An 18,792-nucleotide genomic window follows, 5' to 3' on the forward strand; every position below is an offset into this window, starting at 1 on the left:
GCCGGCCGGCGATGCGACCGAAGCGCGGTGTGGCGCGCCTGGCCAGAATTCAATTGGGGCACCCGCCACCGCACCCGCCATCGCGCCCGCCCGCGCTACCGCGCGAACAGCCGGCGCCCCGGCAGGTGGCCGCGGTCGAACCACGAACCCGACGCGACGGCGGCCAGGATGATCAGGCCGTAAATGCACATCGCCACGGCGGCGATCACGAAGAACACTGTCAGCGAACCGGTCATGTGCAGCGCGACGCCGCCTGCGCCGATGCCGATCAGCAGCCGCAGAAACCCCGCCATCAATGGCCACTTCAGCCTTCCGGCGCCCTGCGATGCGAAGTACAGCGAAAAGCCCAGCGCAAAGAACCCGTACACCGGACCCACAATGCGCAGATAACCGGCGCCGGCCTCCAGCATGTGATCCTGCGCGCCGAACAGGCGCAGCCACGCTTCGGGGAAAAACGCCGCGGTCAGCCCGATCGCTTCCGCCAGCACGAACGCCATCGCCCCGCCCGTCAAGGCGATGCGCATGGCGCGCTCCGGTTGGCCCGCGCCGATGTTCGAGCCGACCATCGCCACCATGGGTGCGCCCAGCCCGAAGGCGATGGGCATCAACAGATATTCCAGCCGCACTGCCACGCCATAGCCTGCCACCGCTGCCTCGCCTGCGTAGGCGCCCACCAGCGCGGCGGTCAGGGCCACCAGCGCGTTGGTCATGAGCGGGTTGATGGTGGCCAGCGCGCCCACGCTGAGGATGTTGCGCATCAGCGTCGCATGCAGCCGGCTGGCGACCAGCCGCGCGGCGTTGCGCCCGCTGGCGCAGTAGGCGCCCAGGATCAGCGTGCCCACGGCGTAATAGATCACCAGCGCCCAGCCGCCGCCCGCCACGCCCAGCGCGGGGAAGGGGCCCCATCCGAAGATCAGGCATGGCGACAGGGGAATCAGCAGGAGCGCGCCGCCGCAGATGACCGCGCCCGGCACCAGCATGTTGCCGGTGCCGCGGATGGCGCTGGCAAAGGCGTTCATCAGCCACATCAGGACGATGCCGCCGAAGATCACATTGGAATACGCCAGCGCGGCGTCGAGCGCTTCGCCTTCGGCGCCCAGCGCGCGATACAGCGCCGGACCGAAGGCCAGCAGCAACACACAGAAGGCCAGACCCAGCAAGGCGTTCAGTACGACCGCATGCAGCACGAGCTGATCCGCCTCCTGTTGCCGTCCGCCGCCCAGCGCGCGCGCGACCGCAGCGGAAATACCGCCGCCCATCGCGCCCTGCGACATGTTCTGCATCAGCATCAGCACCGGCACGACGAGCGCCACGCCGGCCAGCACCGGCGTGCCCAATCGAGCCAGGAACCAGGTCTCGATCAGGCCGGTGGACGACTGCGCCAGCATCATGAGGATGTTGGGCCACGCCAGCCGCGCCAGCGTGGGCGCGATGGGGCCATGCAACATGGCGTGCAAGCGCACATTGGCGGGGCGTGGCGGAGCGGTCGCTGGCATGGGGAGGGCCGGTGGACGTGATCGGCAAAATTTACGTGCATATGCCAATAACTGTCAATAACGGGCTGGACGTGAACCCGCCCGGGCGGTAGCGTTATGTCCTTGCCCGCCGATTTTCCTTTCTTGGCCGCCATGTCCGACGCCCCGTTTCTCGGCTCTGCCGTTCCTCCAGATCCGCTTGTCTGTAACGGCGCCGCGCTGCGCAAGGCGACGCGTCGCGTGTCCCAGCTCTATGACACCGTGCTCGCGCCCTGCGGGCTGAAAGTGTCGCAGCATTCGATCCTGGTGCACATTGCGCGCGCGGGTTCGCCGTCGATGACCGACCTGGCCCGCGCGATGGTGTTGGACCGGTCCGCGCTGGCCCACAACCTCAAGCCCTTGCAGCGCGACGGGTACGTGCTCATGATGCGCGACCCGCTGGATGGCCGCAGCCGCCGGGTGGAGTTGACCGAGACCGGCCGCGCCAAGCTGGCGGAATCCCGCCGCTTGTGGAAGGACGCGCAGAACCGTTTCGAGGCCGCGTACGGCGCCGAGCGCGCCGAGGCATTGCGCCACGCGCTGGCCGATATCTTTTCGGATGAGTTCGCACTGGCGTTCAGCCGTGGCTAGGCGCCCCCGGCTAGGCGCCCCCGGCTAGGCGCCCCCAGCTAGGCGCCCCCAGCCTCTTTCGAAGCGCCGGAACTGCTGCGCCGCGTTCCGCCCAGCACCAGGACAGCGCTCAGCACGCAACCCATGCCGGCCACCTTCTGAACCGATAGCGGTTCGCCCAGCAGGCCGGCGGCCAGCATCACCGCCGACAATGGCGCCAGCGCTGTGAACAGCGCCGCTTCCGAGCCGGGCACGCGCGCCGAGCCCGCATACCAGAGCAGAAAGCCGCCCACCGTGGGCACCAGCGCGTAATACGCGACCGCCGCGACCGCGTCCGGCGTGAAGGCCAGCGTCCAAGGCGCCTCAATCAGGCTGGCCGCCGCCGAGAACACCAGGCCGAACGCCGCCATCACCGTCGACAGCGCGAGCGGCGCGACCGGCGTGCGCAGGCGCTTGTTCAGCAGGATGAAGAGTCCTTCGCACGCGACCGCGCCAACGATCAGCGCGTTGCCCGCCAGCGAGCCTTGCGCATCCCGTTCGGCCACATCGCCCGACATCAGCCACACGCCAAACGCCGCCAGCGCGATCGCGGCCAGGGCAGGCTTGCCCGGCCGCTCGCCCAGCAGCAGGACGGCGATGGCGGCGGTGACAAGCGGCAGTGTCCCGAGGAGGATCCCACCGTCCACCGCCGAGGTGCGTTGCAGTCCCGCGATGAGCAGGGTCGTGTACCCCACGCTGCCCGCGACGGCCTGCACCGTCAGCAGCAGCCAGTCGTGCCCGTTCAGCCGGGGCAGGCGCGCGCCCGACAGCGCCATCAGCAGCGCGAAGCAGGGCAGCGCGATGGCAAAGCGCAGTGCGGTTGCAGTGAAGGGCGGCAGATCCGCGCCAATGATCTTGCTAGCGGTCACCGTGCTGCCGACCAGCACCATGGCCGTCGCCAGATAGAGATATCCTAGCCGCTGTTTGCTGATGACCATCGCGCGCCTTTCCAGTGGAAAAGCTCAAGGTACGTTCGGGCGCTGCGCTGGTCTTGAATGAAATTGCAGGAAAGGCAGGTCAGGTGCCGGCCGCCAACGCGTATCGGCGCGGCGACACGCCATAGGCGCGGACAAAGAGCCGCGTCATGTGGCTCTGGTCGGCAAAACCGGCTGACGCGGCAGCGCCGGCCAGCGCCATGCCCTGACGGATCAGGCGGCGCGCCAACAGCAGACGGCGCTGCAACTGGTAGGCATGCGGGGTCAGGCCTGTGGCACGCGAGAAGGCGCGCAGCACCTGATAGCGGGAAAGGCCGCTGGCGCCGGCCAGATCGGCCAGCGACAACGCGGCGGCCGGGTCGTCGTCGATCAGGGAAATCGCATGACGCAGGCGATCCGGCACGCCTTCACGGCCTGATGCAGGCACCCGCGCGCCACCAGTGCCGCCCGCCTGCGCCAGCACGCGCAACAGGAGAGCATCGCAGGCCAGCCTCGACGCGCCGGTGGTGGCTTGTGCGTAGAGCGCGAGGACGCAGCGCGCCAGATCGGGCTGGTTGCGGGCCGGGTGTTCGAACTCGTAGCGCAACGTGCGGGACAGCACGCCCGCGTCGCCAGGCGGCGGGCCGTCGCCCGCAATGTCTGCGGCGCAGGCGGCGACCACGCCCGGATCCAGATACAGCATCTGCCAGGCGCGTTCGCCGTCTCCGATTGGCGCGCCGTCGTGGACCTCGCCCGGATTGACGGTGATGACGTAGCCGGGCCCCGCCTCGACCTGCCCGCGTCCGCTGTGCGACACCTGGGCGCCCGCGCGCATGACGCCGATGCCGAACTGTTCGTGCGTGTGACGCGCGAACGCATGCCCGCTGCGGGCCGATACGACCTGCACGCCGGGGATGGCGCTGCGTTGCATGTTGAACTGGCCTGCGGGCATGGCGGAAGGGAAGGCAAAAAGGCGAGGCGAAAAAGGCCGGTCCAGTATCGCCCGCGAGTCTTGCCGCGATCAAGCGGGGCTACTGCAATCCCGTCCAGCGCGCCACGGACGGCTCGGCGGATGCCCACTTCCATTGCCCGTCCCGGCGCTGGCAGATCGTGCTGGCGTAGGCAGGTGCGGCGCCTTCGACCTCAACCGTGAACAGCACCTCGCGGCAATGCGCCAGCGGCGTATCGATGTCGCGCACCGCCTGGATGCTGCCGCGTTCGTTGCCCACCGCCAGGGCACGTTTGATCTGCCACTGCCGGACTTCACCGATGGGCAGCGCGCCAACCGTATTGGCCATGACGTTCTGCTGATCGTTCTTCCATTCGCGCAACACGTATTTCACCGTGGCGTCCACCGCAGCCTGCACCGTCACGCCAATGGCAAAGCCGGCGACGGGATTGGCTGTGGCCGCGCCGCTCAGCGTGCCGACCACCGCGCCCGTGGCGGGACCGATGGAGGAACTCTGGCAGCCCGCGAGCGCCAGGCTGGCGGTCAGCGCCAGCATGCCAAACGCGCGCGTCACTGCAGCGAACCCCAGCGGGCGGTCGCCGGTTCGGCGCTGGCCCAGCGCCAGTTTTCGCCGTCGCGGCAGACGGTCGTGACGTAGAACTCGCGTTCGGGATCAACGCCGGGCTTCTCGGCCGGCGTGTCCACCGAGAACACCACTTCCTTGCATTGCAGGTCTCCGCCGCCGATCAGCCGGCTGACGGTGACCTGGCCACGCGCGTCGTCCTCGATCGGCAACTTGTGCTTGACGTTCCAGCTGGCGACCTTGCCCACCGCGAGCGCGCCGGCCGCCTTGGCGATGGCGTCCTGCTCTTCGCCGCGTGTCTGGCGCTGCGCATAGGCCAGCGCGGCCTTCGCGCCGGCCTGCACGCCCAGACCGATGCCCGTGGCCACCGTGGCGTTGTCGGTCACCTTGTTGGCGATGGCCGTGCCGGCGATACCGGCCGCGGCGCCCGTGCCTTCTCCGAGCATCGAACTGCAGCCTGAAAGCGCGGTCAGCGCGGCGAGTCCCAGCAGGCAAAGCGCGCGGCCGCTCGCAAAGGTTGGCGAGATGGTGAACAAGCTGCGGGCCCTCCTGTGAAACTTGGCGGGCGCAAGTATAGGAGGGCGCGCAGCCGCGCGGCCGCGGCCTTTACATTTGTTGGCATTTTTGTGCGCGAGGCGCGGCGGTCAACCGGGGCGCGCCATCACGCCGCGGTCGACACGTCATGCTGCAGGGCGATGTGCCAGATCGAGCCGGGCGCGCCGCGCGCGCCATGTCCGCAGCACCAGCTTCTCGATCTCCACCACGCAAAAGAGCACCGCGGCGGCCACCAGCGTCAGGGTCCAGTACTCCGGCGGCAGCGGGACGGTGCCGAACACGCGGTTCATCGCGGGCAGGTAGATCAATGCGCATTGCAGCAGGCCCAGCAGGATCGTGACCAGCCACAGCGCCTTGTTGCGGAACATGCTGGGCGTGATCGGCCACCGGTCCTGCAGGCGGCAGTTGAACAGATAGGTCCATTGCGCCGTCACCAGCGTCTGCAGGATGACGGTGCGGATGAAGTCCGGATCGCGCCCGGCGGCAATCAGGCTCTTTTCGATGATGAAGGCGGAGGTGGTGAAGAGCAGCCCCACGAACGCGATGCGCCAGAGCGCGAAGCCGTCCAGGATCGATTTCGCGGGATCGCGCGGCCGGCGCTGCATCATGCCCGGTTCGGCCGGTTCAAACGCCAGACCGAAGGCCAACGTGATGGAGGTCGCCATGTTCATCCATAGGATCTGCAGCGGCGTCAGCGGCGCCTGTGCGCCGGCCAGCAGCGCCACGATGACCAGCAGTCCCTGCGCCAGGTTGGTCGGCAGGATGAACAGGATCGTCTTCTTCAGGTTGTCGTAGACGCGGCGCCCCTCGCGCACGGCATAGGCGATCGAGGCGAAGTTGTCGTCCGCCAGCACCATGTCGGCGGCCTCTTTGGTGACCTCGGTGCCCTTGATGCCCATGGCCACGCCCACGTCCGCCTGCTTGAGCGCGGGCGCGTCGTTGACGCCATCGCCCGTCATGCCGACCACTTCGCCCATGCTTTGCAACGCGCGCACCAGGCGCAGCTTGTGCTCGGGGCTGGTGCGGGCAAAGATGTCGTGGTCGCGAGCGAGCGCGGCGAGTTCATCGTCGCCGATCTGCTGCAACTGGGCGCCTGTCACCGCCTCGCGCACATGCGTCATGCCCAGCATGGCGCCGATCGCCAGCGCGGTTTCGGGGTGATCGCCCGTGATCATCTTCACGCGGATCCCTGCCTGGTTGCACTGCGCGATGGCTTCGATGGCCTCGGGGCGGGGCGGGTCCATGATGCCGGCCACGCCCAGCAGCACCAGCCCGTCCTGAAAGTCCGGATGGTCCAGCGCCGTGGCGCCCGGCGTGCCGGGCTTGTACGCCGCCGCCAACGTCCGCAGGCCTTGGTGCGCAAAGGCCTCCAGGCCGCGCTCCCAGTAGTCCAGCCGCAGCGGCTGTGGCCCGGCTTCGCCCTGTTCCTGTGCGCACAGCTTGAACAGCACGTCGGGCGCGCCGGTGACGTAGATGACGTTCCGATCATGATCGTCGCAGCGGCGCGCCATGTACTTGTAGCTGGAATCGAACGGCACCTTGCCGTGCTTGGCCACGCCCTCCAGGCTCTGGCCGGCCTTGGTCGCCAGCACCATCATCGCGCCCTCCGTGGGGCCGCCCACGATGCGCCACTGCCCATCGGCATCTTCGTGCAGCTGGCTGTCGTTGCAGATGGCGGCCGCACGCACGAAGCGCGTCAGCGCGTCCTCACGCTGCCAGTCCACGGGCGTCCCGTCCGATTCACGGGTGATCTCGCCGACCGGCCGGTAGTTGTCGCCCGACACGCGGTACACGCCCTGCGCCAGCAGCACGTTCTTGGCGGTCATCTCGTTCATGGTCAGGGTGCCCGTCTTGTCCGAGCAGATCACCGTCATCGCGCCCAGCGTTTCGACGGTGGGCAGCTTGCGGATGATGGCGCGGTTGCGCGCCATGCGCTGCACACCCAGCGACAGGATGATGGAGATGATGGCCGGCAGGCCTTCCGGCACGGAGGCCACGGCGATGCTGATCAGCGACATCAGCAGGTCGGACAGCGGCATGTCGAGCACGTAGCGGCCCAGCACGAACAGCGCCGCCACCATCACCAGCACCACCTGGAAGATGCGCTTGCCCAACAGTTCCATCTGCCGCAGCAGCGGCGTCTGCAGCGTCTGCACGTCCGTCATCATGCGGTTGATGTGGCCGATTTCGGTATCGCTGCCAGTGGCCACGACGATGCCGCGCGCGTTGCCCGCGCTGACGTGGGTGCCCGAGAATCCGAGGTTCAGGCGGTCGCCCAGCGGCGCATCACCCGGCAGGGGCGCATCGTGCTTTTCGACGACGGTGGATTCACCGGTCAGCATCGATTCCTCGACGCGGAAGTTGTGCGTGTCAAAGAGCCGCACGTCCGCCGGAATCTTGTCGCCGGGGCGCAGGATCACGATGTCGCCCGGCACCAGGTCGCGGGCGTCGATCTCTTCCTTCTGCCCGTCGCGCACCACGCGGGCATGGTTCGACAGCATGTTGCGGATGCCGTCCAGCGAGCGTTCGGCCCGGCTTTCCTGCACATAGCCAATGACGGCGTTGATGACCGCCACGGCCAGGATGACGCCGGTGTCCAGCCAGTGGCCCATCAGCGATGTCACCACCGCCGCACCCAGCAGGATGTAGATCAGCACGTCATTGAAATGGCCCAGAAATCGCAGCCAGGCGCTGCGGCGGGCAGGCGGGGGTAGTGCGTTCAGGCCGTGGGTCTCCTGCCTGCGCCGGATCTGGTCCTGCGAAAGACCGGCGGCGCTGGTCACCTGGATGCCCAGCGTCTCGTCGACAGAGAGCTGGTGCCAGGGGCGAGGAGCTTGCGGAACCTGCGTGTTCGCCTGCGTCATGACGTACGGCCTCCCGGAGGGACCGGCCACGTGACCGGGCCGGAAGTCGGGGGCCGCACAAGTCAGTCCGGCGTCCATGATACGACGGGCTGCCGGCCCGGGGCGTCACATCGGCCGCGCGCCCTTCAGATAGACCTCGCGCAACGCCGCCGCAAACAGCGCCTCGACGTTGCGCCGCAATCCGTCGGACCGCGTGAACAACGAGATCGGCGGAAGCGTCCAGTCAAACGAATACGGCACGATGGCCGCGCCCGCGATGCGAACCAGCTCGTCGGCGATGTCGGCCGGCAGGATCGTGACGGCGCGGTCGCTGGCCACGATCATCTCGCCGATCAGCTTGGATGAGTCGCTTTGCACGGACGGTGGCGGGGGCGCCAGGCCGGCGCGCAAGAAGATGTCGGCCACCTGCTCGCGGATCGGACTGCCTGGCGTGCCCAGGATCCAGTCCAGATCGGCCAACCGGTTCCATTCCAGGCGCGACCGCCCCAGCCGGGCGGCCAGCCGGCGGCTGGCGATCAGGCGGGGCTGCTGGTGGTACAGGACCTCGAAACCGATGTTGCTCAGGTCCACCGAGGGCGTGGCCCAGCCGACGACCACGTCCAGCGTGTGGTCGCGCAATTGGCGCAATAGCGCCGGCCCCTGACCCTCGTGGATGGTCGCGGTGAGCTGACGGCCCTGCGGCAGCGTGCGGCCGATGGCCGCCGACAGCATCTGGCCCGACACGAACGGAATGACGCCGATGTGCAGGTGGGCGGCGTGCCCGGCCGCCACGGTTTCCATTTCCTGCACCAGATGGCCCAGGTCATGGACCAGCCCCCGGGCGCGCGCCAGCACCACGGCCCCCATGGGCGTGGGGGTCATGCCCCGCACCGAGCGGTCGAACAGGGGTACGCCGAACATGCTTTCCAGTTCGGCCAGCGCATTGGTCACGGCAGGCTGGCTGGTCGCCATGTGTTCGGCCACCCGGGTCAGCGACCCGTGCTGCTCGATCTGCAGCAGCAGCATCAGGTGGCGCATCTTCAGGCGCGAGGTCAATTTCCGGAAAACGGCATCCGGATCAAAGGCTGTCATAGACAAGACATTAGGAAAGCGTGATGGGACGATATTAAATCCGAATGAACGCCTTATGTCTTCCACCCTAGAATTTTGCACATTCAAGACAGCGAGGCCACAGCCCATGAATAACCCCTCCGACCGCCAGGCAGCCCTGGACTATCACGAGTTCCCCACCCCGGGAAAGATCTCTGTCGTGGCGTCCAAGCCGCTCGTCAACCAGCGCGACCTGGCGCTGGCGTACTCGCCCGGCGTGGCGGCGGCTTGCGAGGAAATCGTGGCCGACCCGTCCAACGTGTACCGCTACACCGCCCGCGGCAACCTGGTGGGCGTGATCTCCAACGGCACCGCGGTGCTGGGCCTGGGCAACATCGGCGCGCTGGCCTCCAAGCCGGTCATGGAAGGCAAGGCGGTGCTGTTCAAGAAGTTCGCCGGCCTGGATGTCTTTGACATCGAAATCAATGAAACCGACCCCGACAAGCTGGTCGAGATCATCGCCGGCCTGGAAGCCACCTTCGGCGGCATCAACCTGGAAGACATCAAGGCCCCCGAGTGCTTCACCGTCGAGCGCAAGCTGCGCGAACGCATGAAGATCCCGGTCTTCCACGACGACCAGCACGGCACCGCCATTACCGTGTCGGCGGCCTTCATCAACGGCCTGAAGGTTGTGGGTAAGGACATCAAGCAGGTCAAGGTTGTCACGTCGGGTGCGGGCGCTGCGGCGCTGGCTTGCCTGGACCTTATGGTGGACCTGGGTCTGCCGCTGGAAAACATCTGGGTGACCGACATCGAGGGCGTGGTGTACGAAGGCCGCACCACGTTGATGGATCCGGACAAGGCGCGCTTTGCGCAAAAGACCGACGCGCGCAAGCTGGCCGAGGTGATTCAGGACGCCGACGTGTTCCTGGGCCTGTCGGCCGGTGGCGTGCTCAAGCCCGAGATGGTCGCTGCCATGGGTTCGCGTCCGCTGATCCTGGCGCTGGCCAACCCCACGCCGGAGATCCTGCCGGAAGTGGCGCACGGCGTGCGCGACGACGTGGTGATGGCCACGGGCCGGTCGGACTACCCGAACCAGGTCAACAACGTGCTGTGCTTCCCGTACATCTTCCGCGGTGCGCTGGACGTGGGCGCCACGACCATCACGCGTGAAATGGAAATGGCCGCGGTGCATGCCATCGCCGATCTGGCCGAAGAAGAGCAGAACGAAGTCGTGGCCGCCGCCTACGGCACCTACGACATCTCGTTCGGTCCCGAATACCTGATCCCGAAGCCGTTCGATCCGCGCCTCATCGTGCGCATCGCGCCGGCCGTGGCCAAGGCCGCAATGGAAGGCGGCGTCGCCACGCGCCCGCTGGCGGACCTGGAAGCTTACGAAGAGCAGTTGCAGCAATTCGTGTACCACTCGGGCGCGTTCATGAAGCCGCTGTTCTCGGCGGCCAAGCGCATCGTGCGCTCGGGCGGCAAGGCGCGCATCGTCTTCACCGAGGGCGAAGACGAGCGCGTGCTGCGCGCGGTCCAGGTCATCGTCGACGAAGGCCTGGCCCGTCCGATCCTGGTCGGCCGTCCCGCCGTGCTGCTGTCGCGCATCGAAAAATTCGGCCTGCGCCTGCGTCTGGGCGAAGACGTCGAAGTCACCAACCCCGAATACGATGAGCGCTTCCACCAATACTGGACGACGTATTGGGAGCTGATGAGCCGCCGCGGCATCACCAAGGAAATGGCGCGCGTGGAAATGCGCCGCCGCCTGACGCTGATCGGCGCGATGATGGTGCACCTGGGCGATGCCGACGGCATGGTCTGCGGCACGGTCGGCGCGTACCACGACCACCTGCGTTTCGTGGACGAGGTCATCGGCCGCCGTCCGGGCCACAACGTTTACGCCGCCATGAACATCCTGCTGCTCGACGAGCGCACGGTGGTGCTGGTGGACACGCACGTGAACGACGAGCCCACCGCCGAGCAGATCGCCGAATTCACCATCATGGCCGCGCAGGAAATGGCGCGCATGAATCTGGCGCCGAAGGTAGCGCTGCTGTCGCGCAGCAATTTCGGCTCGGGCAGCTCGGCCTCCGGCGAAAAGATGCGCCGCGCGCTGGAACTGGTGCGCGAAGCCGCGCCGGAACTGGAGATCGACGGCGAAATGCACGGCGATTGCGCGCTGGACGAGGGCCTGCGCATGCGCATCCTGCCGTCGTCCACGCTCAAGGGCGAAGCCAACCTGCTGGTGTGCCCGAATGTGGACTCCGGCAACATCGCCTACAACCTGCTCAAGACGGCAGCGGGCGGCAACGTCGCGGTGGGTCCGTTCCTGCTGGGCGCCAACGCACCCGTGCATATCCTGACCAACAGCTCCACCGTGCGCCGCATCATCAACATGACGGCCATGACGGTGCTCGACGCCAACCGCGTCGAAGGCGCCTGATCGCCATTGAGCCCGCCGTGCGATTCGCGCGGCCAAGACAATGCGCGCCGCTCCTCACGGAGCCGGCGCGCATTTTTTTCTGCGGGAGAGCGGCCGCGCCTAGTTCGCGCTGGCCTTCCAGGTGCCGTCCGGTTGCTTGCAGAACCAGAACTGCCAGGTTTCGGTCGTGGTGGTCCGCGAGAAATTACCAACCAGGAAGCGGCAGACGCGGTCGTTGCCGGCTTTGGTGGTCTGCTTGGGCGTCAACTGCACGGTGATCGGTGCGGCCTTTTTGCGCTGGTGCGTGCTGGTCCATTCGGTGCTCTGGCCGTCGGCCGAGCTGTTCAGCGCCTGGGCCACGGCCTCGTGAAACGAGGCGCGGTCGGCCGGCAAGATTTGCGTGATGAGGGCGTCGTTGAGCATGACGGCCGGGGCGGCGACCGCCGCCGACACCATGCCAGCGGACAGAAGCACTGCGGCAAGAACGCGGGGGTATTTCAAGATGGGCTCCCTGATGTGAACAGCCAGTAAGGCGGTAAGCGAGTCTGCACCGTGAATCTGAGCCGATAGTACGCCAAAAAAAGGCCGCCCAACGGGCGGCCAAGCTACAACAAGGGGAGGGTAAATCGTTGCGCGGCCGGGTTGCCTTTTTTATTGCGGGACCCGTTGCCGTTTCAGTTGCCGGCTCAGTTGCCGTGATACACGCCGGCAAACGGCATGTCATTCGGTTCCACGTTAGACACCTGGCCGGCGGCCTTGGCGGCGGCCAGTTCAGCCTGCACCTCGGCGCGGGTCTTGCCGGTGTGCGGCGTGCCATACACCCCTTGGAACGGCGTGTTGTTCGGTTCGGCGTTGGTGTTGATGCCGGCAGCCTTGGCGGCGGCCTTCGCGGCGGCCAGTTCGGCTTGCACTTGGGCACGCGTGGGGCCTTCGTACGGGGTGCCGTAGACGCCCTGGAAGGGCACGTTGTTGGGTTCGATGTTGGGCGAGGCGTAGGCGCCGGCGCTCAGTGCAGCCAGCGAGAACATCAAAGTGGTAGCAAGGGTCTTCATGGTAAACCTCCGATTTCTAGAGCCTGGGAGCGAATCCGGCGGCCTTTCCGTCGTGGTTCGTTGCTGTTTCCCGATGGCTTGAATCTTGCGCCGATCTAGAATGCGGATAAACCCGGATATCGGTAAAAGATAATTCCATCAGTGGAAAGATTTGACATTTAAGAAGACTAAATCACCATTTTTGGCATGCCGAGGCGGGGCGGATCGACTGGACTTGTGCATGGAAAAAATCGACCTCACCCGAGAAAAGGCCACGCTTCTCATCACGCTGTACGCCAAGGCGCGAGAAAGCGGGCTGCCCAATTCCGTGCTGCAGGACCATCACGCCGCCGACGCCGTCGCCCGCATCGATTACGATTTTTCCCGCCTGCGCATGCGCCGCGATGAAATGATCGGTCTGGCGACGCGCGCCCACACGCTGGATGGCTGGGCCCGGGAATTCATCGCCGCGCAGGGCGAGGCCACCGTCCTGCATCTGGGCTGCGGGCTGGACACTCGTGTGCAGCGGGTGGATCCACCCCCCGGCATCAGCTGGTATGAGGTGGACTATCCCGAGGTCATCGCCCTGCGCCGCAAGTTGTATCCGCCGCGGCCGGGCTGCACGCTGGTGGGCACGCCCGTCACGGATCTGGATTGGCTGGCGCGGATTCCGGTCGGCAAGCCGACGCTGGTGGTGGCTGAAGGCCTGTTTCTTTATCTACCCGAGGACGCGCTGCTGACCTTGCTGCGCACGGTCACGGCGCAGTTTCCGTCCGGCGAGGTGGTCTTTGACGCCTACAACCGTCTGGGGTTGAGCTGGGTGGCGCACAACCGCATGATCCAATCGACGGGCGCCGTCACGCGCTGGAGCCTGGGGCGTCCGCAGGAGCTGGAGGCGCAGGTGCCGGCCTTGCGGCTGCGCACGGTGCGCGGCGGGTACGAAACCGACGACCCCGCGCAGCGGGCACGATATTCGCTGCCGGCGCAGGCGGCGTTATGGCTGATGCGCCGGGTCGAGCCCTTGGGTAGTATGACCAGGCTGCTGCGCTATCACTATTAGCGGTCAGTAGTGCGGCGGCAGTTCGTCGCGCAGGCTGCGGAAGGGGGCGGCCCCCTCGGGCGCCTGCTGGCGCAGGTCGGCGACCTCGCGCATGAGCCGGTCGATCTGCTGTTGTTGGCGGACGATGATCTGGTTCAACTGCTCCAGAAGATCATCCGAGAAGCTGGCTTTGACCTCCAGGTCCATCAGCCGGCGTTCGATGTCTTGCGTATTTTCCATGGCGGGTATTAGAACCCATTCCCGCCCGATCACAGGAGAGAAGTTTGGTACAGCGGCAATGGCGGGACAGCGGCACGTGGTGGTGGACGGCAAGCACGATACTGGCGCTTGCACCGGCTGCGACCGCGCTGGCGCAAGCCCAGACGCTGGCCCCGGTGGTAGTGACCGGCACCCGGCTCGGCACCGCGGTGATGGACACGCCGGCCTCCGTCGATATCGTGCAGGGCAGCACCATGCGTTGGCAGCAGCCCGGCATCAATCTGTCTGAAGGCCTGGCCGGCGTGCCCGGCCTGCAGATCCAGAACCGCCAGAACTACGCGCAGGACCTGCAGATTTCCAGCCGTGGCTTCGGGGCGCGATCCACGTTCGGCGTGCGTGGCGTGCGGCTGTACGTAGACGGCATTCCCGCAACCATGCCCGACGGCCAGGGGCAGACCTCCAATATCGACATCGGCTCCATCGACCGCGTCGAGGTGCTGCGCGGGCCGTTCTCGGCGCTGTACGGCAATTCCTCCGGCGGCGTCATCCAGGTGTTCACGCAGGACGGCGCCAATCCGCCCGAAATCACCGCCAGCGGCTGGGGCGGCAGCTACGGCACATGGCGCTACGGCGCGCAGGCCAGCGGCGTCACGGGCACGGGCGCGGGTCAGCTGGATTACGTGCTGGACCTGTCGCGTTTCACCACCGATGGCTATCGCGACCACAGCGCCGCGCGCAAGAATCTGGGCAACGCCAAGCTGGGCCTGCAACTGAACGACGACAGCCGCCTGACGCTCGTCGTCAATAGCGTCGACCTGAAGGCGCAGGACCCACTGGGCCTGACCTACCAGCAGTTTCAGGACGACCCGCGCAGCGCGCCGGTGGCCGAACAGTACAACACCCGCAAGACGGTCAAGCAGACGCAGGGCGGGCTGGTCTTCGACCACCAGGTCGACGGCCTCAACGCGCTGCGCGTCATGGTGTATTACGGCCAGCGCGATACCACGCAGTATCAGTCGATCCCGCCCGCCGTGCAGGTGCCGCCCACGCAGGCCGGCGGCGTCATCGATCTGAAGCGCCAATACGGCGGCGCGGACGTGCGCTGGACCTCGGAACTGACGCTGGCGGGCCGCGCGCTGACCCTGATCGGCGGCTTCTCGTACGACACCATGCAGGAAGACCGCAAGGGCTACGAGAACTTCATCGGTTCGGGCGCAAGCCGGCAGTTGGGCGTGAAAGGCGCGTTGCGCCGCGATGAGACCAATCGCGTCTACAACGCCGATCCCTACGCGCAGGCCTCCTGGAATTTCGCCGACCGCTGGACGCTGGACGCAGGCCTGCGCTACAGCACGGTCCGCTTCGACTCCGACGACCACTACATCACCGCCGGCAATACCGACGACAGCGGCGGCGCGCGCTACCGCAAGGCTTTGCCCGTGGCCGCGCTGCGCTACGCCGTCAACGACGACTTCAGCGTCTACACCTCGTACGGGCGCGGTTTCGAGACGCCGACGCTGAACGAGATCTCGTACCGGCCCGGCGGCGACCCGGGACTGAACTTCGGCTTGATGCCGTCGGTCAGCACCAACGTCGAAGCCGGCGTCAAGGCGCGCATGGCCGGCGGCCTGCTGACGGCAGCGGTGTTCAGCACCCGCACTGACGACGAGATCGTGTCTGCGGGCAGCCTGGGCGGGCGCACCAGCTACCAGAATGCCGGCCGCACGCGCCGCGATGGCCTGGAACTGAGCTGGTCCGGCGAATTTGCGCGCCATTGGCGCACGCAGCTCGCGTACACGCTGCTCAACGCACGCTACGCCGACGACGGCAGCGGCGATATCCGCGCGGGCAACAAGATCCCCGGCATCGCGCGCCAGGCGGCGTATGCCTCGCTGGCCTGGGCGCCGCCCGAAGGCTGGCAGGCTGGGTTGGAAGGCCGTTACCTGAGCAAGATCTACGTCAACGACGCCAACAACGGCGACGCGCCCGCCTATTTTGTAGCGGCCGCCAGCGTCGGCTACATCAAGCGCGCGGGCCCGTGGGAGCTGAACGCCTACGCCCGCGTCGACAACCTGTTCGACCGCGACTATGCGGGCTCGGTCATCGTCAACGAAGGCAACGGGCGCTATTACGAACCGGCGCCTGGACGGAATGCGGGCGTGGGCGTGGGGGCGACTTACCGGTTTTGACGCGCGAGGTGCGTGGGGCGGTCGTGGCCCCGCCCGCGCCTTACGCCGCGGCGGGATAGCAGAACGCGCTGTCCTCGCAATCGCTGCATCCCGGCGCGGCCGCGGCGGGCAGGTCGGCGTGTTCGCACGCCGAATGCGCCAGGAATTTCTTCCAGCGCAGATTGTTCACGTTACGGCTCACCAGGCCCGGATAGTGGCGCGCAAGCAGCACGGTGACGTCTTCGCGTCCCGACAGACCCAGATCGCGCCACAGGTGGTCGGGCCGCAGGCAGGCGTGCGCCAGGACGCTGCTGACCCATGGGGTGGTGTCGGGACCGGGCGCGCGGTAGGCGTCGAGCAGGACGCGCATCAACAGCGTGAAACCGGGCTGCGGATCGCTCACGCCGATCCCGACGTAGGCGGCATATTGCTCGCGCAGCGGGGACAGGGATGTGTCGAAGCCGGTCAGCGCGCCCGGGAACAGGTAGTCCAGCAGGTCGTGAAGTTCGGCGGGCGACAGACCACTGCGCGCCAGATCCTGGTGGGCAATGCTGGTGCCGATGACGGCGGCGAAAAAGCCGGCGTCGGGATGAACGGGCGGTGCATATCGCAGCAAGGCATGCGCAAACCGCTGGGCCCGATCGGTGATGCTGGTGTCGGGAAGAGAGGGCGGCACAGGCACGGCGTCCATCATGATTCTTAATGCGGTAACGGTTTTATTAAGCTGTTAACTAAACAGTGTAGGGGCGAATATATAACGAAAAATCGGCGCGCTTCTGCCATATGCGGGTCAATCCCCGTTGGGACATACCCGAGGGTAATTAGCGGGGACAGGTATGATCGGCGTCCTTTCCATTGCACAACCCCCAAAACATGCCGCGCCGTTTCCGTCCCGCTGTCACCCGTCTGTTTGGCGCCGTCGCGCTGGCGCTGGCCGGCATGGCCGCATCGCCGCCGCCCGCCCTGGCCTTTGACGTCGGCGCTGTCATTGATTCGATCCGGCTTTCCCGTTATCCACTGCGCGAGCCCGAGCGCCGGGTGTGGGGCACCGAGAACGTCAAGGACGCGGTCCTTGTTGGTCAGATGGAAAACCGGCTGTACCTGTACCGGTACGTGCGCGAGGGGGCCAAGACCTTCAAGCTGGATTTCCGCTCGCAGCCGCTGGTGATCGATCCCGAAGGCTGGAAGGCCTCACGCGAGGACAACGTGGCGGTCCGGTCCCCGCGCGCAGGCGAAGCGTTCTACTGGGTCGGTTATGCCGATCGCGGCGCCGGCGCCGGCAAGGCCACGGGTTTTCTGGTGGACGACAAAGGTGAGGCCGCGTCGGTCAACGCCGACACGCAGCTTGCTGTCGTCACGAGCAGCCGCCCGTGGGACGAGGCGCGCCGCGCACAGGCGCTGGCGACGTTGCAGGCGGCGCTGCGCGACTATCCCACGCGGCTGGAGCCGTTTCCCGCGCAGGTGCGCTTCGAGCACCAGACGGCGCCGGACGTGACGGCCACGTTCCGCACGTTGCACCAGGTGGCGCGCGCCATTCCGCGTGCCAAGACCGCCGAGTTCAACCGTGCGCAGGCCGACCTGCGCCGATTCGTCATGGCGCAGGATTATCGCGAGATCGATCCGGACGGCAAGGATGCCGAGATGCTGACTGCCTTGAACGACTACGGCTTCTGGCTGGCCGAGTCCGGCGACACGGCGCAGGCGGAACGCATCCTGACCGACGTGCTGCGGCGCGATCCGTCGCGCACCGCCGCCTACCTGAATCGCGCCGACGCCCGCTGGAAACAGCGCGAGAAATCGCGCGAGGAGCGGGCCTATTACGAAGCGCTGGCGCGCGAGGACTACCGGCTGTATTGCGCAAAGCGCCTTGCCGCCAAGGAAGCCATTCCGGCCAACATCGCGTCCCGCATCGGCGCGGCGCTGGAGGCCTCGGCACTGGATGCGCAGGTATGCCGTCCGCGCCTGGCGATCTTCCAGGCGATCCAGGCGAACGATCTGGACGCGGTGCGCGCTCAGCTTGCAGGCGGACAGGATCCGAACGGCGTGAACGAATACGGCAGGTCCGCACTGTCCGTGGCCGTGTCGCGCAAGCAGCTTGAGACGGTGCGCGTGCTGCTGGACGCAGGCGCCAAGGCGGATGGTCCCGACAACGGGTTCTCGCTGGTCGCCAGCGCGTTGCCGGACGCCAAGGACACGCGCCCGGCCGCAGAGCGCTACGCGCTGGCCGACATGTTGATCGCCGCGGGTGCGCCGGTGGATGCGCTGGACTCGAACGGCACGCCGCTGCTGATGCGCCGGATTTCGTACTACAGCGACAGCAAGGAAAACCTGATCTATCTGCTGGAGAAGGGCGCCAATCCGAACGCGCGCGAAAAGAACGGGCGCTCGCTGCTGCATGCCGCGCTGCAAACGCCGAAGAATTTCTGGTTTGCCGAGAAACTGCTCGCGCGGGGGGCGGACATCAATGCCGCCTACACCCGCATGTATTACGGCAATAGCCCCATGTGGGAAACGCCCCTGCTCGAGGCCCTGCGGGAATCGCCGAGCGGCGACCTGACCCCGTCGGCGGCCTATGCCGTGCCCGAGCGCGTGACGTACGTGCTGGCCCACGGCGCCGATCCCGCGGTGGGCGGCTACGGCGCCAGCAAGGAAGCGCCGGACCGTAATGGGATGAATGAAGGGCTGTCGCTGGCGGTCCGCTACCTGCAGGCGGGCCTCATCGATCAGCTGGTGCAGGCTGCTCGCCCGCCGCAAGCGCCGCTGTCGACGGAGCCGTTGTCCAGTCTGCTGTCTATGTGGAATCAGGTGGAGCAACGCGCGGCGGCCGACGGCAACAGCGCGGCGTGGGACGGCCAGCGCGCGCGGCTGCGCGCCATCGCGGACCGGCTGGTGGCCG

Annotated in this window: 16 protein-coding genes; 5 read left to right on the forward strand and 11 right to left on the reverse strand. The window is 67.1% G+C overall.

Going from position 1 to position 18,792, the window contains the following annotated elements; translation table 11 throughout:
• Nucleotides 1-95: 95 nt before the first annotated feature.
• Complete coding sequence (locus tag B3446_RS04575; protein WP_291377999.1) at nucleotides 96-1,496, reverse strand: MATE family efflux transporter; 1,401 nt, start codon at nucleotides 1,494-1,496, stop codon at nucleotides 96-98.
• A 132-nt stretch (nucleotides 1,497-1,628) separates the two neighbouring features.
• On the opposite strand from B3446_RS04575, the gene B3446_RS04580 reads away from it, so the two are divergent.
• Entirely contained in the window at nucleotides 1,629-2,105 is a 477-nt protein-coding gene (locus B3446_RS04580) for a MarR family winged helix-turn-helix transcriptional regulator (RefSeq protein WP_291378014.1), read from the forward strand.
• Nucleotides 2,106-2,143: 38 nt separating this feature from the next.
• On the opposite strand, the gene B3446_RS04585 is transcribed toward B3446_RS04580, so the two are convergent.
• From B3446_RS04585 to B3446_RS04610, 6 genes are all read right to left on the reverse strand, one after another.
• On the reverse strand, nucleotides 2,144-3,061 hold the full coding sequence (locus tag B3446_RS04585; RefSeq protein ID WP_291378000.1) for a DMT family transporter: 918 nt from the start codon (nucleotides 3,059-3,061) through the stop codon (nucleotides 2,144-2,146).
• A 79-nt stretch (nucleotides 3,062-3,140) separates the two neighbouring features.
• Nucleotides 3,141-3,989 (reverse strand): AraC family ligand binding domain-containing protein, encoded by an 849-nt coding sequence (locus tag B3446_RS04590; protein WP_291378001.1) that lies wholly within the window; start codon nucleotides 3,987-3,989, stop codon nucleotides 3,141-3,143.
• 79 nt (nucleotides 3,990-4,068) lie between these two features.
• A complete protein-coding gene (locus B3446_RS04595; protein WP_291378003.1) occupies nucleotides 4,069-4,560 on the reverse strand; it encodes a hypothetical protein in 492 nt (163 codons plus the stop codon).
• The gene (locus B3446_RS04600) at nucleotides 4,557-5,105 is read right to left on the reverse strand and encodes a hypothetical protein (RefSeq protein ID WP_191576123.1); all 549 of its coding nucleotides are present in this window, start codon (nucleotides 5,103-5,105) and stop codon (nucleotides 4,557-4,559) included. Before B3446_RS04600 ends, B3446_RS04595 begins: the two co-directional genes overlap by 4 nt.
• A 144-nt stretch (nucleotides 5,106-5,249) precedes the next feature.
• Nucleotides 5,250-7,988 (reverse strand): cation-transporting P-type ATPase, encoded by a 2,739-nt coding sequence (locus B3446_RS04605; protein ID WP_191576122.1) that lies wholly within the window; start codon nucleotides 7,986-7,988, stop codon nucleotides 5,250-5,252.
• A 105-nt stretch (nucleotides 7,989-8,093) separates the two neighbouring features.
• Entirely contained in the window at nucleotides 8,094-9,059 is a 966-nt protein-coding gene (locus B3446_RS04610) for a LysR substrate-binding domain-containing protein (protein WP_175124438.1), read from the reverse strand.
• Nucleotides 9,060-9,165: 106 nt separating this feature from the next.
• Here B3446_RS04610 and B3446_RS04615 point away from each other — a divergent pair, with 106 nt between their 5' ends.
• On the forward strand, nucleotides 9,166-11,463 hold the full coding sequence (locus tag B3446_RS04615; protein WP_191576120.1) for an NADP-dependent malic enzyme: 2,298 nt from the start codon (nucleotides 9,166-9,168) through the stop codon (nucleotides 11,461-11,463).
• A 99-nt stretch (nucleotides 11,464-11,562) separates the two neighbouring features.
• Here B3446_RS04615 and B3446_RS04620 read toward each other — a convergent pair whose 3' ends face one another.
• Nucleotides 11,563-11,943: a hypothetical protein gene (locus B3446_RS04620; RefSeq protein WP_291378005.1), complete on the reverse strand. Its 381-nt coding sequence runs from the start codon at nucleotides 11,941-11,943 to the stop codon at nucleotides 11,563-11,565.
• Between the two features lie 185 nt (nucleotides 11,944-12,128).
• Entirely contained in the window at nucleotides 12,129-12,494 is a 366-nt protein-coding gene (locus B3446_RS04625; RefSeq protein ID WP_291378007.1) for a DUF4148 domain-containing protein, read from the reverse strand.
• Between the two features lie 220 nt (nucleotides 12,495-12,714).
• Between B3446_RS04625 and B3446_RS04630 the strand changes: the two genes are divergently transcribed.
• The gene (locus B3446_RS04630; RefSeq protein WP_291378009.1) at nucleotides 12,715-13,533 is read left to right on the forward strand and encodes a class I SAM-dependent methyltransferase; all 819 of its coding nucleotides are present in this window, start codon (nucleotides 12,715-12,717) and stop codon (nucleotides 13,531-13,533) included.
• Between the two features lie 3 nt (nucleotides 13,534-13,536).
• On the opposite strand, the gene B3446_RS04635 is transcribed toward B3446_RS04630, so the two are convergent.
• Nucleotides 13,537-13,752 carry a SlyX family protein gene (locus B3446_RS04635; RefSeq protein WP_056558252.1) on the reverse strand — a complete coding sequence of 72 codons (216 nt, stop codon included), beginning with the start codon at nucleotides 13,750-13,752 and terminating at the stop codon, nucleotides 13,537-13,539.
• 98 nt (nucleotides 13,753-13,850) lie between these two features.
• Between B3446_RS04635 and B3446_RS04640 the strand changes: the two genes are divergently transcribed.
• Complete coding sequence (locus B3446_RS04640; protein WP_291378016.1) at nucleotides 13,851-15,917, forward strand: TonB-dependent receptor; 2,067 nt, start codon at nucleotides 13,851-13,853, stop codon at nucleotides 15,915-15,917.
• A gap of 40 nt (nucleotides 15,918-15,957) precedes the next feature.
• On the opposite strand, the gene B3446_RS04645 is transcribed toward B3446_RS04640, so the two are convergent.
• A complete protein-coding gene (locus tag B3446_RS04645) occupies nucleotides 15,958-16,590 on the reverse strand; it encodes a nitrogen fixation protein NifQ (protein WP_409558311.1) in 633 nt (210 codons plus the stop codon).
• A 161-nt stretch (nucleotides 16,591-16,751) separates the two neighbouring features.
• Here B3446_RS04645 and B3446_RS04650 point away from each other — a divergent pair.
• The coding region (locus tag B3446_RS04650) for an ankyrin repeat domain-containing protein (RefSeq protein WP_349680019.1) at nucleotides 16,752-18,792 on the forward strand (2,041 nt) is incomplete at its 3' end.

Source organism: Achromobacter sp. UBA5777 (assembly GCF_002418565.1).
Lineage (GTDB): Bacteria > Pseudomonadota > Gammaproteobacteria > Burkholderiales > Burkholderiaceae_B > Achromobacter > Achromobacter animicus.

Bases quoted from the DNA above. Each gene is read 5' to 3' on its own strand.
- B3446_RS04610 (WP_175124438.1), bottom strand. From the start codon at position 9,059: ATGACAGCCTTTGATCCGGATGCCGTTTTCCGGAAATTGACCTCGCGC.
- B3446_RS04590 (WP_291378001.1), bottom strand. From the start codon at position 3,989: ATGCCCGCAGGCCAGTTCAACATGCAACGCAGCGCCATCCCCGGCGTG.
- B3446_RS04615 (WP_191576120.1), top strand. From the start codon at position 9,166: ATGAATAACCCCTCCGACCGCCAGGCAGCCCTGGACTATCACGAGTTC.
- B3446_RS04625 (WP_291378007.1), bottom strand. From the start codon at position 12,494: ATGAAGACCCTTGCTACCACTTTGATGTTCTCGCTGGCTGCACTGAGC.
- B3446_RS04635 (WP_056558252.1), bottom strand. From the start codon at position 13,752: ATGGAAAATACGCAAGACATCGAACGCCGGCTGATGGACCTGGAGGTC.
- B3446_RS04645 (WP_409558311.1), bottom strand. From the start codon at position 16,590: ATGATGGACGCCGTGCCTGTGCCGCCCTCTCTTCCCGACACCAGCATC.
- B3446_RS04575 (WP_291377999.1), bottom strand. From the start codon at position 1,496: ATGCCAGCGACCGCTCCGCCACGCCCCGCCAATGTGCGCTTGCACGCC.
- B3446_RS04630 (WP_291378009.1), top strand. From the start codon at position 12,715: ATGGAAAAAATCGACCTCACCCGAGAAAAGGCCACGCTTCTCATCACG.
- B3446_RS04605 (WP_191576122.1), bottom strand. From the start codon at position 7,988: ATGACGCAGGCGAACACGCAGGTTCCGCAAGCTCCTCGCCCCTGGCAC.
- B3446_RS04580 (WP_291378014.1), top strand. From the start codon at position 1,629: ATGTCCGACGCCCCGTTTCTCGGCTCTGCCGTTCCTCCAGATCCGCTT.
- B3446_RS04585 (WP_291378000.1), bottom strand. From the start codon at position 3,061: ATGGTCATCAGCAAACAGCGGCTAGGATATCTCTATCTGGCGACGGCC.